The following is a 13,120-nucleotide window of genomic DNA, read 5'->3' as shown; positions in this document are numbered from 1 at the left end:
CACGACAATGGACACCTATTCCTTCCTGCGCGAGCTGGCCGACAGCTGGGCCCTTCTGGTCCTGACGCTGATCTTTCTGGGCGTCATCGCCTGGGCCTTCCGCCCCGGATCGCGGCCGCTCCACGACGATGCCGCCGCCGTTCCCTTCCGCGAACGGGAGCCGTCGGGCTGTGCCAACGCCTGCCCCGACTGCACCTGCGCGGTGACCGACTTCATGAAGGAGCGCGACCATGTCTGACGACAAGCGCATCGACGACGCCACCGGAACCGAGACCACGGGTCACGTCTGGGACGGCATCGAGGAACTGAACACACCCCTGCCGCGCTGGTGGCTTTGGACGTTCTACGCGACCATCGTCTGGGGGGTGATCTATACCATCCTGTTCCCGGCCTGGCCGCTGGTGTCGGGAGCCACGGCCGGGATACTCAATTGGTCCACCCGGGCCAATGTGGCCGCCGAGATCGCGGCGGTCGACACGGCCAATGCGCCGCTCAACACCCGGCTGGAAGAAATCGACCTGGCCGCCCTGGGCACGGACCCCGAGTTGCAGGGCTATGCCATCTCGGCGGGCGAGGCCGTGTTCCGCACCAATTGCTCGCAATGCCACGGGGCCGGTGCGGCAGGTGTTCAGGCGGCGGGTTATCCCAACCTTCTGGACGACGACTGGCTCTGGGGCGGTCAGATCACCGAGATCGCCACCACCATCCGCCACGGCATCCGCAATGACGACGACGCCGATGCGCGCTGGTCCGAGATGCCGGCCTTCGCCGAGCTGCTCAGCGACGAGGAGATCACCGCCGTCGCGGCCCACGTCCGCTCCCTGTCGGGAATGGACGAGGCGAACCCCGCCGGGGCGGAGCTGTTCCTTGACAATTGCGCGTCCTGTCACGGCGACGCAGGGATGGGCGACCGCGAAATCGGGGCCCCGAACCTGACCGACGCGATCTGGCTCTACGGCGGCTCGCCCGAGGCGGTGGATTATTCCATCCGCAACGCGCGCTTCGGCGTCATGCCCCCCTGGGGCGCCCGTCTGGGCGAGGCCGAGGTTCGCGCCGTTGCCGCCTATGTCCACGCGCTTGGCGGTGGGGAAGCCACCGAGTGACGACCCACACCCGGTGCGCTCGGGGGAGGGCGCGCCGGGACGGACACGCCTTCCTCGCGCCGCGCCCTTGCGGGTTGGACGGACGGCGTGACCGCAGCCCCGGGGCCTGGATGACCAGCGCCCCGGGGTTGACCTGAATCAAGGCGGCCTCCCGTTCGATTTGCGACACGGAGGACCAGGGAACGCCCCTTCGATCCGGCGGATCCCACAGCCAGAGGCCCTGATGACCGACACACCGCTTTTCGCCCCCCGTGAACCCGTCTTCCCGCGCCGGGTTTCGGGCACGTTCCGCCGCCTGAAATGGTGGTTGATGGCGTTCACCCTGGGCATCTACTACCTCGTCCCGTGGATCCGGTGGGATCGCGGCCCGAACCTGCCGGATCAGGCGGTGCTGGTCGATCTGGCGGGACGGCGCTTCTATTTCTTCTGGATCGAGATCTGGCCCCACGAATTCTATTTCGTCGCGGGCCTGCTCATCATGGCGGGGCTTGGCCTGTTTCTCTTCACGTCCGCGCTCGGCCGGGTCTGGTGCGGCTATGCCTGTCCGCAGACGGTCTGGACCGACCTCTTCATCCTGGTCGAACGCTGGATCGAGGGCGACCGAAACGCCCGGGTCCGCCTGTGGAAGGCCAAGTGGGACGGCCGCAAATGGCGTCTGCGCCTGACCAAATACGCGGCCTGGATCGTCATCGGTGTGGCGACCGGCGGGGCCTGGGTGTTCTATTTCGCCGATGCGCCGACACTGGCCCGCGATCTGGTCGCCGGAACCGCCGCGCCGGTCGCCTATATCACCATTGCCATCCTGACCTTCACCACCATCCTGATGGGCGGCATCGCGCGCGAACAGGTCTGCATCTACATGTGCCCCTGGCCGCGCATCCAGGGCGCGATGATGGACGAGGGCACGCTGACCGTCGGCTATCGCGACTGGCGCGGCGAGCCCCGGGGCAAGAAACACGACAACACCGAGGGCGATTGCATCGACTGTATGGCCTGCGTGAACGTCTGCCCCACGGGCATCGACATCCGCGAGGGTCAGCAGATGGCCTGCATCACCTGCGCGCTCTGCATCGATGCCTGTGACGAGGTGATGGAGAAGATCGGCAAGCCCCGCGGCCTGATCGATTATCTGGCGCTGTCGGACCGGCCGCCCGACACGCTGGCCGAACGTCTGGCCGTCAATCCGATCGGCACAAGGGCCACGGGCGACGCCGTGACCATGGCCGCGCCGGGCGATCCGGCCCCGGCGCCGAACGCCGCGCCGATGCCCATCCTGACCCGGGCGGACATCAAGGGCTGGAAGCCGCAGCCCGTCTGGAAACACGTCCTGCGGCCCCGGACCATCGTCTATACCGTCGCCTGGGCCGCCATCGGCGTCGCGCTTGTCGTGGGCCTTTTCATCCGCCCGGAGATCGAGCTGACGGTGGCCGCCGTGCGCAACCCGACCTTCGTGACCCTGTCGGACGGAACGATCCGCAACGCCTATGACATCCGGCTGCGCAACAAGCACGGCGAGGCGCGCGATTTCCACCTGTCGCTCACCTCGGACGAAACCCTGCGCATCGCGCTCGAGGGGGACGACGACCTGGTGGTCACCGTGCCCCCCGATTCCACCAGGCGCCAGCGCGTCTATGTGCTGGCGCGTCCCGACGATCCGGCCGCCCGGTCCGACCGCAGCGACCTGCGGTTCTGGGTCGAGGACCTCGTGTCCCAAGAACGCGCCTACCGCGACACCATCTTCAACGGAGTAGCCAGCAATGACGAACGCGCCGCAAATGCAGGTTGAGCCCGCCTCCCCCCGCCGCCTGACCGGCTGGCATGTCCTGGGCATGTTCGGGGCCGGGTTCTCGATCATCATCGGGGTCAACCTGACCCTCGCCTTCAACGCCATCCGCACGTTCCCCGGTCTCGAAACCGACAGCTCCTATGTCGCGTCGCAGACCTTCGACGCCGACCGCGCCGCGCAGGATGCCCTGGGATGGGACGTGCAGGCCGATGTGACGGGCGATGCCCTGCGCCTTGCCATCCTCGGCCCGGACGGCCGGCCCGTCCGGCCCGACGTCGTCTCGGCCACCCTGGGTCGCGCCACCACCGTCGCCGACGACCGGACGCCCGCCCTGGCATGGGATGGCACCGCCCTTGTCGCGCCGGTCGACCTGCACCCGGGCAACTGGAACCTGCGGCTGGACCTGCGGGCCCCCGATGGCACGCCATTCCGCCGCCGCATCATCCTGCGGGTGCCGGGATGAGCGCCGTCGCCGCCTGCCCGGGGTGTATCGCGGCCCCCGATGAGCGCCCGGCCCTGCACGCGGCGGCGGGGGCAGACCTGGTCCTGTCGCTGCCCGGCATCCACTGCGCCGGGTGCATCGGCGGGGTCGAGCGTGCCCTGACCGCCCTGCCCGGCGTGCGCTCGGCCCGCGTGAACCTCAGCCGCAAACGCGTCAGCATCGTCACCGACCCGGGCCTGGGCGCCGAGATGCCGATCCGCGCCCTGGCCGAGGCGGGGTACGAGGCCGCCGAACTGGACGCCGCCCTCCTCGACACACCCGACCCCAAGGCCCGCGCCCTGCTGGCCCGTATCGCCGTCGCAGGCTTTGCCATGATGAACGTCATGGCCCTGTCGGTCGCCGTCTGGTCCGGCGCGTCGGCGGTGACGCAGGACATGTTCCACTGGCTCTCCGCCGCCATCGCCCTGCCCGCCGTGACCTATGCCGCGCAACCCTTCGCGGTCGGGGCCTGGACCGCGCTGCGCGCCGGGCGGATGAACATGGACGTGCCCATTGCCGTCGCCATCGCGCTGGCCTGCGGCAGCTCGCTCTACGAAACGGCCTTCGGCGGCGGCACCGCATGGTTCGACGCGGCGTTGTCGCTGACGTTCTTCCTGCTGATCGGCCGCTGGCTCGATCACCGTGCGCGGGGCCGTGCCCGGTCGGCGGCGGCGGATCTGACGGCGCTGGAGATGACCCGCGCGACCGTCCGCCGGGACGGCGCGGATATCGTCGTGCCCGTGGCAGCACTTGAGGTCGGCGATGTCGTCATCCTCCACCCCGGCAGCCGGGCACCGGTCGACGGCATCGCGCTCGACGCCGCTACGCTGGACCGCGCGGCGCTCACGGGCGAAAGCCTGCCCGTCCCAATCGACCCCGAAGCGACGGTCTGTGCGGGCGAAGTCGTCCTGGGTCAGCCTCTGCGCCTGCGCGCCACGGCCCGGGCCGAGGACAGCACGCTGCGCCGCCTCGCCGCCCTTCTGGACGTGGCCGAGACGGGTCGGCACCGCTATTCCAGCCTCGCCGACCGGGCCGCGGCCCTCTATGCGCCGCTGGTTCACCTGCTTGCGGCGGCGGCCTTCGTCGGGTGGTGGTGGCACAGCGGCAGCGCCCATACCGCCCTTGGCGTGGCGACCGCCGTGCTCATCATCACCTGCCCCTGCGCCCTGGGCCTGGCCGTGCCGACGGTGACGACCACGGTGTCGGGCCGTCTGTTCAAGGCCGGTGTCCTTCTGAAATCGGGCACCGCGCTGGAACGGCTGGCCGAGGTGGATACCGTCCTTCTGGACAAGACCGGCACGCTGACGACCGGGCGCGCCGACCTGTCCGGACTCGACCCTGCCGCCGCCGGGATCGCCGCCGCCCTGGCCCGCGCCTCGGCCCATCCGGTGTCGCGCGCCATTGCCGCGGCCCTGGAAGGCGTCGCAGCCGCAGAGGTCACCGACCTGCGCGAAGAGCCGGGACAGGGGATCACCGGCCAGACCGTGGATGGCCCCGTCGCCCTGACACGCGGCGCCGATGGTCCGGTCCTCGTCCTGCCGACCGGCGCGCGCCCGCTGACCTTCGCCGAAACCCTGCGGCCCGGCGCGGCCGAGATGATCGGCGCGCTGCGCGCGCGCGGCTTCGCCGTCCACATGGTGACGGGCGACACGGCCGAACGGGCGGCGCGCATCGCCGACCAACTGGGCATCGCCGAGGTTCACGCCGCCGCCAGCCCGACCGACAAGGCCGACCTGATCGACCGGCTGACGGCACAGGGCCACAAGGTCCTGATGCTGGGCGACGGGTTGAACGACACCACTGCGCTGGCCCGCGCCCATGCCTCGCTGTCACCCGCCAGCGCGCTCGACGCCGCCCGCGCCGCGTCGGATGCGGTGCTTCTGGGCGATGGATTGGCCCGCGTGCCCCTGGCCCTGGCCGAGGCGCGACTGGCCGCCCGCCGCATCCGCCAGAATTTCGGCCTGGCCATCGCCTACAATCTGGTGGCGGTGCCATTGGCCCTGCTCGGCCTCGCCACCCCCCTGATCGCCGCCGTCGCCATGTCGTCATCGTCGGTGACGGTCGTCCTCAACGCCCTGAGACGAGGTCGCGCATGAACATCCTGATCGTCCTCATCCCCGTGTCGGTGTTCCTCGGCGCGCTTGGCCTTGTTGCCTGCATCTGGACTTTGCGGGGCGGCCAATACGAAGACCTCGACGGCGACGCGGCCCGCATCCTTCTGGACGACGAACCGGACTGACGCCGCCGATTTACACCGGGCGCGGGCCCGTGGCATAGCTGTCCCATGACGGGGGGGTCCATGCGCACACAGGTCGCCATCATCGGCGGCGGACCTTCGGGCCTGCTACTGTCGCAATTGCTGCACGTCCACGGCATCGACAGCATCGTGCTGGAGCGTCGGACCAAGGGCCATGTCCTGTCACGCATCCGCGCGGGTGTGCTGGAACGCGGGCTGACCGACCTGATGGCCACCGCCGGGGTCGACGCGCGCCTGCGGGCCGAGGGTTTTCGCCATGACGGCACGCTGATCACCTATGGCGACCGGATATTCCGCCTCGATTTCGCGGACCTGACCGGCCATTCCGTGACCGTCTATGGCCAGACCGAAGTGACCCGCGACCTCTATGCCGCGCGCGAAGCCGCTGGGGGCCGGATGGTTTTCGAGGCCGAGGATGTCACCCTCCACGACGTCGACAGCGACCGGCCCCACGTGACCTGCCGCGCCAACGGCGACGACATCCGCATCGACTGCGATTTCATCGCTGGCTGCGACGGGTTCCACGGTGTCAGCCGCCGCACGATCCCCGCGGCCCTGCGGCAGGAACACGAGAAGGTCTATCCCTTTGGCTGGCTTGGCATCCTGTCCGAGACACCGCCCGTCGACCCCGAGCTTATCTATGCCAATTCGGAGCGGGGCTTTGCCCTTTGCTCCATGCGCAACGCCAACCTCAGCCGCTACTACATCCAGTGCGATGCCACCGACCGCCCCGACGCCTGGAGCGACGACGCCTTCTGGGACGAGCTGCGCCGCCGCATCCCCCGCGCGCAGGCCGAGACGCTGGTGACCGGCCCGTCCATCGAGAAATCCATCGCCCCGCTACGCTCGTTCGTCTGTGAACCGATGCAATGGGGCCGGTTGTTCCTGTGTGGCGATGCCGCGCATATCGTGCCGCCGACCGGGGCAAAGGGCCTGAATACGGCGGCATCCGACGTCAATTATCTCTACCGCGCGTTGCATCGTTTTTACGCCGACGGCGACAAAAGCGGCATCGACGGCTATTCCGCCCAGGCCCTTGCCCGCGTCTGGAAGGCCGAACGGTTCAGCTGGTGGTTCTCGTCGCTGATGCACCGTTTCCCGGATCAGACCAGCTTCGATCACAAGATGCAGCTGGCCGAACTGGCCTTCCTCGAAAGCAACAGGGCGGCGCAGACCGCCATGGCCGAAAACTACGTGGGCTTGCCGTACTGACGCAGGGGCATCGCTTCTGTTCGGAAAGTGATGTCTTGCGCCGAAAATGGGCGGATTCTCCGCTGAAAACATCGCAAAAGGGATATCGCTCCGGCATACGGGAGGTCCGAATCCCGAACATCTCAAGCCGTTTCCAACAAGATGAACAACGCATGTCGGGGATATCTGGAGGCGAGTACCGGAATCGAACCGGTGTGCACGGATTTGCAATCCGCTGCGTAACCACTCCGCCAACTCGCCGCCGGGGATGCGCCCTGCATTAGCGCCTCGCCTCTCTGCCCGCAAGCACCTCGGTGCGGCTTTCCCGTTGCGGCGCGCGGCAAGACATGCTTTCTGGACGAGGACTGCAAAAATAAACCGATGGGTTCAGATTGTCATGGTGACTTCCCATTCTCTCCGCACGATGATGGTCGACACGCAGGTGCGTCCGTCCGATGTGACGAAATTCCCGATTATCAAGGCGATGCTCGACACCCCGCGCGAGGCTTTCGTGCCGAACGCGCAAACCTCTGTCGCCTATATGGACGCGCCCATTCCACTGGGGTCGGGTCGCGAGTTGATGGAGGCGCGGACACTGGCCAAGATGCTGGACGCGCTGGATATTCAGGTGACGGACGAGGTGCTGATCGTGGGCGGTGGCCTGGGGTATTCGGCCGCGATCCTGGCGCAGATGGCGCAATCGGTCGTCATGGTCGAAGAAGACGAGGCGATGGTCCACGACGCCGAGGCCGCGCTGACTTCGGTCGAGGCGGACAATGCCGTCGTGCTTGCCGGACCGCTGGCAGAAGGGGCCGCCAAGGCGGGACCGTTCGATGTCATCATGATCGACGGCGCGATCGAGACCTTGCCGACCGCCCTGCCCGCACAGTTGCGCGAAGGTGGCCGGATCGCCGCGATCTTCCAGAAGGGGGCCCTGGGCGAGGTCCGCGTGGGTCAGGTCGTCGACGGCCACCTTGCTTGGCGGTTTGCCTTCAATGCCTCCGCACCGGTCCTGCCCGGCTTTGCCGCGAACCGCGAATTTCAACTGTGAGGACGTGATGGCCGCTCTGGGAAAACGCCGATTTGGCCGCATGATGACAATGGCCGCCTTCGCGGTCCTGACCTCTGTCGCCGCCAACGCCCAGACGCTGAGCGATGCGCTCATTCAGGCCTATCGCAGTTCGCCTCTGCTGGAGCAGCAACGCTTCCTGCTGCGCGCGACCGACGAGGATGTGGCCCTGGCGATCTCGGCCCTGCGCCCCACGGTCAGCTTTCAGGCGGAATACGGCAAATCTTCCGCCTTCCGTGATTTCCCGCGGCAGGCGACGACCACGAACGCATCCCTCGCCCTGATCCTCGACTACACGCTCGTGGACGGGGGCCAGCGCGCCCTGCGGATCAGCGCCGCCAAGGAGGCGGTTCTGGGCGCGCGGTTCGGGTTGCTGCAATTCGAACAGGGCGTGTTGCTTGATGCCGTGACCGCCTATCTCGACCTGCGGCTGGCCGTCCGGATCGTCGATGTGCGCGAAAGCAACGTGCGGCTGATCACCCAACAGTTGCGCGCCGCCGAAGATCGTTTCGAAGTGGGTGAAGTCACCCGCACTGACGTCGCCATTGCCCAGTCGCGGCTGGCGGCTTCGCGCTCGGCTCTGGCCGCCGCCCGGGGTCAGGTCGACATCGCGCGCGAGACCTATCGCCTCGCCATCGGTGTCTTGCCCACCGGCAGCCTGGCCGCGCCGCCCGCCGCCCCCGCCCTTCCGCAATCGGTCGATCAGGCGCAACAACTCGCCCTTCAGGTGCATCCGCTGATTTCCGCGGGCCAGCACGAGATCACCGCCCTCACGCTGTTGTCCGAGGCGCGGGCCGCCGACCGCCTGCCCTCCCTCGGGCTGCGCGGCACCGTCGCGCGGGGCCGTCCTGATACCGACAGCGCGTCGATTTCCATCACCGGGAACGTGCCGATCTATACCGGCGGACGCCTGCCGGCGCTGCAACGTCAGGCCATCGCGCAGGCGCAGGCGGCACGGTCGAACCTTGGCCAGACGGCCCGCACCATCACCGATGGCGTTGGCCGGGCCTGGGCCGGGCTGGAAGTCGCGCGCGCGCAGATCACCGCCACCCGCGAGGGCGTTCGCGCAGCACAACTCGCCTTCGAAGGCTTCAGCGAAGAGGCGCAACTGGGCGCGCGCACCACGCTTGACGTGCTGGATGCCGAGCAGGAACTGCTCGATGCCCGCACCGCCCTGCTCGAGGCGGAAAGCAATGCGCAGCTGGCCGTTTACAACGTCATGGCCGCCATCGGCCTGATGACGACCGACCATCTGGGCCTGTCGGTGGAACGCTATGATCCCTCCGCCTACTACAACGCGGTCTCCAATGCCCCGCGCGGCGTCCAGACGCAGCCATCGGCGCAAGGTGACCGTCTCGACAGCGTGATGCGGCGTTTCGGTCGCAACTGATCGCGGTTTTTAACGCTGTTGCGTCAAGTGCGATGGACCTTTCCCCTCGGGAATGTGCTATGAGCAGTCTGTAGCGGCGCAAGACCGCGCGCGGGGAGCAAGGGCAGGATCGGGGCTGGGAATGGCACAAACACACGATATCGAAGACGTCCTGTCGTCCATCCGGCGCCTTGTCGCGAACGAACAGGCCGCCATTCCGGTCCCGCCGGAACTGGAACCCGGACCCATGCTGGTGCTTGCCGAAGAACACCGCGTGACCGAGCCCGAGGATCCGTTCCAGACCATTCACGCGCTGGCCCAGGAAGAAATGGACGGCCGCGACGCCGAACATTTCGTCGAAGACATGCCGTCCGATGTCACCGCGATCACCGGCGATCTGGTCGACTTGCTTCCCGAAGAGGTCGAGGACGAGGCGACAGATTGGTCCGACGAGTCGGAGCTGGACACCTATGCCGAAGATGCCGACTTCGAAGCCGAGAGCGCGACCGACGAAGACACGATGGTGATCTCGTCGCTGGCTGAGGTCAGCAAGACCTACGAATGGAATGTCGCGAACAATCCGGACATGGTCCCCGATATTGAAGCCGAAATCGCGGCAATGCTCGATGCCGAGGACGCCGCCAAGCACCAGATCGAGGTGGAAACACCCGAGGAGAGTGTCACGCAATCCCAGGCCGATGCGCCCGAGACCGACGCCCCCGAGGCCGCGACGGAAAATGCGCCCGAAGGTGAACTTTGGGCGGAATTCCCCGCACCCACGGCCGAGGCAGAGGCGGAAGCCGCCGCGCCCGAGGCGGACGTGGTGACCTTCGAGGCGGACCCGTGGGAGCCGTCACCCGTTGCCGAGACGCCTGCCCCCGAGGACGAGGACAGCGCAGAACCGGATTTGAAGGCAGCGGATATCGACATCGAAGCCTCACAGCCCGAGACCGAGGCCGACCCCTTGGACGAGCCGTCCCTGGGCGATGTGGACCTGTCGGGGCTGGACCTCTCGGAGGTCGATTTCGACACCCCCATGGCCAATATCGCCGCCGGTGCCGTGACCGCCGCCGCGACCCGGGCCGTAGAAAGCGCCATCGACCTGTCCGACCTGTCGGACGCAGGGCAGAGCGAGGAAGCGCTGCGCGAGATGATCGCCGAAATCGTGCGCCAGGAATTGGCCGGAGAGTTGGGCGAGCGGATCACCCGAAACGTGCGCAAGCTTGTCCGCCGCGAAATCCGCCAGATGATGGCAGCCGAAGAATTCGAGTGAAGATCACCGGCTAACCATTTGTTCAAAAACAAGATGGTCAAAAAGAAAACCGCGCCCGACGTTCAGTCCGGGCGCGGTTTTCTGTCTTTCAGGTCGGCATTCAGCCGACCATTGTCATACGATCATGCGGCTTCGGCGGCCTCGGCCAGCTCGGCGGCCTGACGACGCTCGCTCTCTTCCCGCGACAGCGCGACAGAGGTGCGGACACCCCGGCTCACGAATTCCATGAGACCGGACACAACCCGCTCATTGGGGTCGATCCCGGCACAGGACAAAACTTCACGACCGTCACGCGACCGCGCCCAACGGGCGATCTGCTCGGGTCCATTGCCGAATTTCTTGTCATCCGAAATAGCGTCGTCGAGGGCAGCGAGCACAACGGCGGCGAAAAGCTTGCGGGACCGTTGGCCCTGCTCAAAATTGAACGCCGTGGCATCGACGAAATTAGTCATTGCTGCTCTCTCCATATTGCTCTTGCATCTCCCCGGTGCGGTGACCTAGCACATGCTTTCCTGATTCGCGCTATGCATTTTTGGAATACCTCACCTGCGTCAGACGCACACTGCGGCACAAGGCAGCCCAAAAAACGGCGGTCAGACACCCATCACACGACTAGATATGGGGTTGGCCTGACGATCTTCAAGTTTCCGTCATCTTTTCGCCCCATTCCGGGGACTTGACCTCTGCGCTGATCTCAGACCTGACCAATCCGCGCCTCTGTATGCGGCATGGCATTCCCGCGGGCGGCGTCAACGCAGGATGGTGCGCTTTTCGCCACGGAGGCTCCGGTCATGGCCTGCTTGCGCCCCGCCGCGACCCTGCCCCCGATTTCGTCCCCCGGCTTGTCAGGCGCCGTCCCGGTCGCTACAGGCCAAGCCCAGTCATCCGCAACCTCATCATCATACGCGAGCCTCCCGATGCCCAAGATCAACGGCAACGAAATCCGCCCCGGCTTTGTGCTGGAACACGACGGCCACCTGTGGTCCGCCGTCAAGGTCGACCACGTCAAGCCCGGCAAGGGCGGCGCCTTTGCCCAGGTGGAAATGAAGAACCTGCGCAACGGCTCCAAGCTGAACGAACGCTTCCGGTCCGCCGACAAGGTCGAGCGTGTGCGTCTGGAGCAGAAGGACCAGCAGTTTCTTTACGAGACCGACGGCAAGCTGGTGTTCATGGACACCGAAACCTACGAGCAGGTCGAACTCGACGCCGAAATCCTGGGCGAGCGTCGCCCCTTCCTGCAGGACGGGATGATGGTCCTGGTCGAATACCACGAGGCCGAGGCGCTTAACGCCACCCTGCCCCAGAAGGTCACCTGCCGCATCGCCGAGACAGAGGCCGTGGTGAAGGGTCAGACCGCCTCCAAAAGCTTCAAGCCCGCCGTGCTGGAGAATGGCGTCCGGGTGATGGTGCCCCCCTTCGTCGGCCCCGAGGAGGATATCGTCGTGAACACCGAGACGATGGAATACTCGGAGCGCGCCTGACCGGGCGGGGGCAAAAACTCTTCCCCGAAGAGTTTCTGAAAGAGTTTCACGTCGAAACTCTTTCCACCCCGACCATTCCGCGCGCCATATCGGCATAGATCCCCTCGACGGCGTCGCGGTCCAGCCGCCCGCCGTCGCGGTACCAGGTGTTGACCCCCGTCAGCATCGCGATGAGCGCCATCGACGCCAGCTTCACATCCGCCACCGCCATCACGCCCGCCGCGACCCCGTCGCGCAGGATGCCCTCGGGCACCGTCTCATAGCGGCGGCGCAGCGCCTCGATCCCCGCAAAGGTCTCGGGCTCCAGCGACCGCAACTCCATGTAGGCGATGAAGACGGCGTCGGGCCGGTCGATGTGAAACCGGATGTGGAACCGCGCAAAGGCATCGAGCCGTGCAACCGGATCCGTGCCCGGATCGGCCTTGCCCCAGGCCGCCAGCAGGTCGTCCAGATGTTCGCGCATCAGACCGGCCAGAAGGGTCTGCTTGTCCGGCGTGTAGTGATAGAGCGCGCCCGCCCCGATCCCGACCTCTGCCGCGATCATTCGCATGGAGACGGCGGCATAGCCGTGGCGCGCAAACAACCGCTCGGCGGCGGCGCGCACGCGCGGGCCGGTCACGCCGGCATCTGATCCACTGGGTCTTGCCATGACCTGTGGTAAACCGAACGCGCGTTCAATTCCAACCCTGACCGTATCACGCGCGACCCCCGACACGGGCTTGTGGCGGATCGGTCGCGGGCCTACCGTGGGCCGATGATCCGACCGATTTTTCTTGTCCTGTTCTGTGCGGCCTGCGGGGCCGACCTGCCCCCGATCGAGGGCACGATTTCCGACCGCGCCCGGTCGCAGCCTTTTCCGACCCTTGTCCCGCTCGACCCGATCCTGGCCGAAACCGCTCGCCCGTCGCGCGCCGCCCTGGCCGAGGCAGAGCTGCGTGGTCGCGCCACACGCCTGACACGGCAGTCCATCGGCCGCCCCATCACCGGCGATCTGGCCGAACGCGGGCGCCGGTTGCGCGACCGCGCCGCCCGCCTGCGCGCCATCCAGATCTGACCCCGCAACAAGCCGCGTTGCACCCCCGCGCGTCTGCGGCTACCCCTTTGCCGACC

14 protein-coding genes and 1 tRNA gene are annotated in these 13,120 nt (G+C 67.1%); 12 read left to right on the top strand and 3 right to left on the bottom strand.

What is annotated here, in order from left to right; genetic code table 11:
* The first annotated feature begins 7 nt into the window (after nucleotides 1-7).
* The 7 genes from BM002_RS15000 to pobA all read left to right on the top strand — a co-directional run bounded on the left by BM002_RS15000 (nucleotide 8) and on the right by pobA (nucleotide 6,839).
* Nucleotides 8-238, top strand: coding sequence for a cbb3-type cytochrome c oxidase subunit 3 (locus BM002_RS15000; RefSeq protein WP_092782935.1), 231 nt, complete (start codon nucleotides 8-10; stop codon nucleotides 236-238).
* Nucleotides 231-1,103: a cytochrome-c oxidase, cbb3-type subunit III gene (ccoP, locus tag BM002_RS14995; protein ID WP_092782932.1), complete on the top strand. Its 873-nt coding sequence runs from the start codon at nucleotides 231-233 to the stop codon at nucleotides 1,101-1,103. The genes BM002_RS15000 and ccoP overlap by 8 nt, the downstream gene beginning before the upstream one ends.
* 223 nt (nucleotides 1,104-1,326) lie before the next feature.
* Nucleotides 1,327-2,889: a cytochrome c oxidase accessory protein CcoG gene (gene ccoG / locus BM002_RS14990; protein ID WP_092782929.1), complete on the top strand. Its 1,563-nt coding sequence runs from the start codon at nucleotides 1,327-1,329 to the stop codon at nucleotides 2,887-2,889.
* Nucleotides 2,879-3,352 (top strand): FixH family protein, encoded by a 474-nt coding sequence (locus BM002_RS14985; RefSeq protein ID WP_092783310.1) that lies wholly within the window; start codon nucleotides 2,879-2,881, stop codon nucleotides 3,350-3,352. Before ccoG ends, BM002_RS14985 begins: the two co-directional genes overlap by 11 nt.
* Nucleotides 3,349-5,466 (top strand): heavy metal translocating P-type ATPase, encoded by a 2,118-nt coding sequence (locus BM002_RS14980; protein WP_092782926.1) that lies wholly within the window; start codon nucleotides 3,349-3,351, stop codon nucleotides 5,464-5,466. The genes BM002_RS14985 and BM002_RS14980 overlap by 4 nt, the downstream gene beginning before the upstream one ends.
* Nucleotides 5,463-5,609, top strand: coding sequence for a cbb3-type cytochrome oxidase assembly protein CcoS (gene ccoS, locus BM002_RS14975; RefSeq protein ID WP_092782923.1), 147 nt, complete (start codon nucleotides 5,463-5,465; stop codon nucleotides 5,607-5,609). The genes BM002_RS14980 and ccoS overlap by 4 nt, the downstream gene beginning before the upstream one ends.
* A gap of 60 nt (nucleotides 5,610-5,669) precedes the next feature.
* A complete protein-coding gene (gene pobA, locus BM002_RS14970) occupies nucleotides 5,670-6,839 on the top strand; it encodes a 4-hydroxybenzoate 3-monooxygenase (RefSeq protein WP_092783307.1) in 1,170 nt (389 codons plus the stop codon).
* 166 nt (nucleotides 6,840-7,005) lie between these two features.
* Here pobA and BM002_RS14965 read toward each other — a convergent pair.
* Nucleotides 7,006-7,079: transfer RNA gene (locus BM002_RS14965), tRNA-Cys, on the bottom strand.
* Nucleotides 7,080-7,245: 166 nt separating this feature from the next.
* Here BM002_RS14965 and BM002_RS14960 point away from each other — a divergent pair.
* The 3 genes from BM002_RS14960 to BM002_RS14950 all read left to right on the top strand — a co-directional run bounded on the left by BM002_RS14960 (nucleotide 7,246) and on the right by BM002_RS14950 (nucleotide 10,529).
* Nucleotides 7,246-7,869: a protein-L-isoaspartate O-methyltransferase family protein gene (locus BM002_RS14960; protein WP_245749280.1), complete on the top strand. Its 624-nt coding sequence runs from the start codon at nucleotides 7,246-7,248 to the stop codon at nucleotides 7,867-7,869.
* Nucleotides 7,870-7,876: 7 nt separating this feature from the next.
* Nucleotides 7,877-9,277, top strand: a complete 1,401-nt coding sequence (locus BM002_RS14955; RefSeq protein ID WP_245749279.1) for a TolC family outer membrane protein — start codon at nucleotides 7,877-7,879, stop codon at nucleotides 9,275-9,277.
* A 121-nt stretch (nucleotides 9,278-9,398) separates the two neighbouring features.
* Nucleotides 9,399-10,529 carry a hypothetical protein gene (locus tag BM002_RS14950; protein ID WP_092782917.1) on the top strand — a complete coding sequence of 377 codons (1,131 nt, stop codon included), beginning with the start codon at nucleotides 9,399-9,401 and terminating at the stop codon, nucleotides 10,527-10,529.
* A 122-nt stretch (nucleotides 10,530-10,651) separates the two neighbouring features.
* On the opposite strand, the gene BM002_RS14945 is transcribed toward BM002_RS14950, so the two are convergent.
* Complete coding sequence (locus tag BM002_RS14945; protein WP_092782914.1) at nucleotides 10,652-10,981, bottom strand: DUF6280 family protein; 330 nt, start codon at nucleotides 10,979-10,981, stop codon at nucleotides 10,652-10,654.
* Nucleotides 10,982-11,446: 465 nt separating this feature from the next.
* Between BM002_RS14945 and efp the strand changes: the two genes are divergently transcribed.
* On the top strand, nucleotides 11,447-12,010 hold the full coding sequence (gene efp, locus BM002_RS14940) for an elongation factor P (protein ID WP_092782911.1): 564 nt from the start codon (nucleotides 11,447-11,449) through the stop codon (nucleotides 12,008-12,010).
* 46 nt (nucleotides 12,011-12,056) lie between these two features.
* Here the strand turns inward: efp and BM002_RS14935 are convergent, their stop codons facing one another.
* The gene (locus BM002_RS14935) at nucleotides 12,057-12,659 is read right to left on the bottom strand and encodes a TetR/AcrR family transcriptional regulator (protein WP_092782908.1); all 603 of its coding nucleotides are present in this window, start codon (nucleotides 12,657-12,659) and stop codon (nucleotides 12,057-12,059) included.
* Between the two features lie 105 nt (nucleotides 12,660-12,764).
* Here BM002_RS14935 and BM002_RS14930 point away from each other — a divergent pair, with 105 nt between their 5' ends.
* Nucleotides 12,765-13,064 (top strand): hypothetical protein, encoded by a 300-nt coding sequence (locus BM002_RS14930; RefSeq protein WP_092782906.1) that lies wholly within the window; start codon nucleotides 12,765-12,767, stop codon nucleotides 13,062-13,064.
* Nucleotides 13,065-13,120: the final 56 nt, after the last annotated feature.

The organism is Jannaschia pohangensis, assembly GCF_900113875.1.
Lineage (GTDB): Bacteria > Pseudomonadota > Alphaproteobacteria > Rhodobacterales > Rhodobacteraceae > Jannaschia > Jannaschia pohangensis.
The sequence above is the reverse complement of the archived record's forward strand: the minus strand, read 5'-3'. Positions and strand labels throughout refer to the sequence as shown.

Coding starts and splice junctions, on each gene's coding strand:
- ccoG (WP_092782929.1), top strand. CDS start 1,327: ATGACCGACACACCGCTTTTCGCCCCCCGTGAACCCGTCTTCCCGCGC.
- BM002_RS14935 (WP_092782908.1), bottom strand. CDS start 12,659: ATGGCAAGACCCAGTGGATCAGATGCCGGCGTGACCGGCCCGCGCGTG.
- BM002_RS15000 (WP_092782935.1), top strand. CDS start 8: ATGGACACCTATTCCTTCCTGCGCGAGCTGGCCGACAGCTGGGCCCTT.
- BM002_RS14950 (WP_092782917.1), top strand. CDS start 9,399: ATGGCACAAACACACGATATCGAAGACGTCCTGTCGTCCATCCGGCGC.
- BM002_RS14980 (WP_092782926.1), top strand. CDS start 3,349: ATGAGCGCCGTCGCCGCCTGCCCGGGGTGTATCGCGGCCCCCGATGAG.
- BM002_RS14955 (WP_245749279.1), top strand. CDS start 7,877: ATGGCCGCTCTGGGAAAACGCCGATTTGGCCGCATGATGACAATGGCC.
- BM002_RS14930 (WP_092782906.1), top strand. CDS start 12,765: ATGATCCGACCGATTTTTCTTGTCCTGTTCTGTGCGGCCTGCGGGGCC.
- BM002_RS14945 (WP_092782914.1), bottom strand. CDS start 10,981: ATGACTAATTTCGTCGATGCCACGGCGTTCAATTTTGAGCAGGGCCAA.
- ccoP (WP_092782932.1), top strand. CDS start 231: ATGTCTGACGACAAGCGCATCGACGACGCCACCGGAACCGAGACCACG.
- ccoS (WP_092782923.1), top strand. CDS start 5,463: ATGAACATCCTGATCGTCCTCATCCCCGTGTCGGTGTTCCTCGGCGCG.
- pobA (WP_092783307.1), top strand. CDS start 5,670: ATGCGCACACAGGTCGCCATCATCGGCGGCGGACCTTCGGGCCTGCTA.
- BM002_RS14960 (WP_245749280.1), top strand. CDS start 7,246: ATGGTCGACACGCAGGTGCGTCCGTCCGATGTGACGAAATTCCCGATT.
- BM002_RS14985 (WP_092783310.1), top strand. CDS start 2,879: ATGCAGGTTGAGCCCGCCTCCCCCCGCCGCCTGACCGGCTGGCATGTC.
- efp (WP_092782911.1), top strand. CDS start 11,447: ATGCCCAAGATCAACGGCAACGAAATCCGCCCCGGCTTTGTGCTGGAA.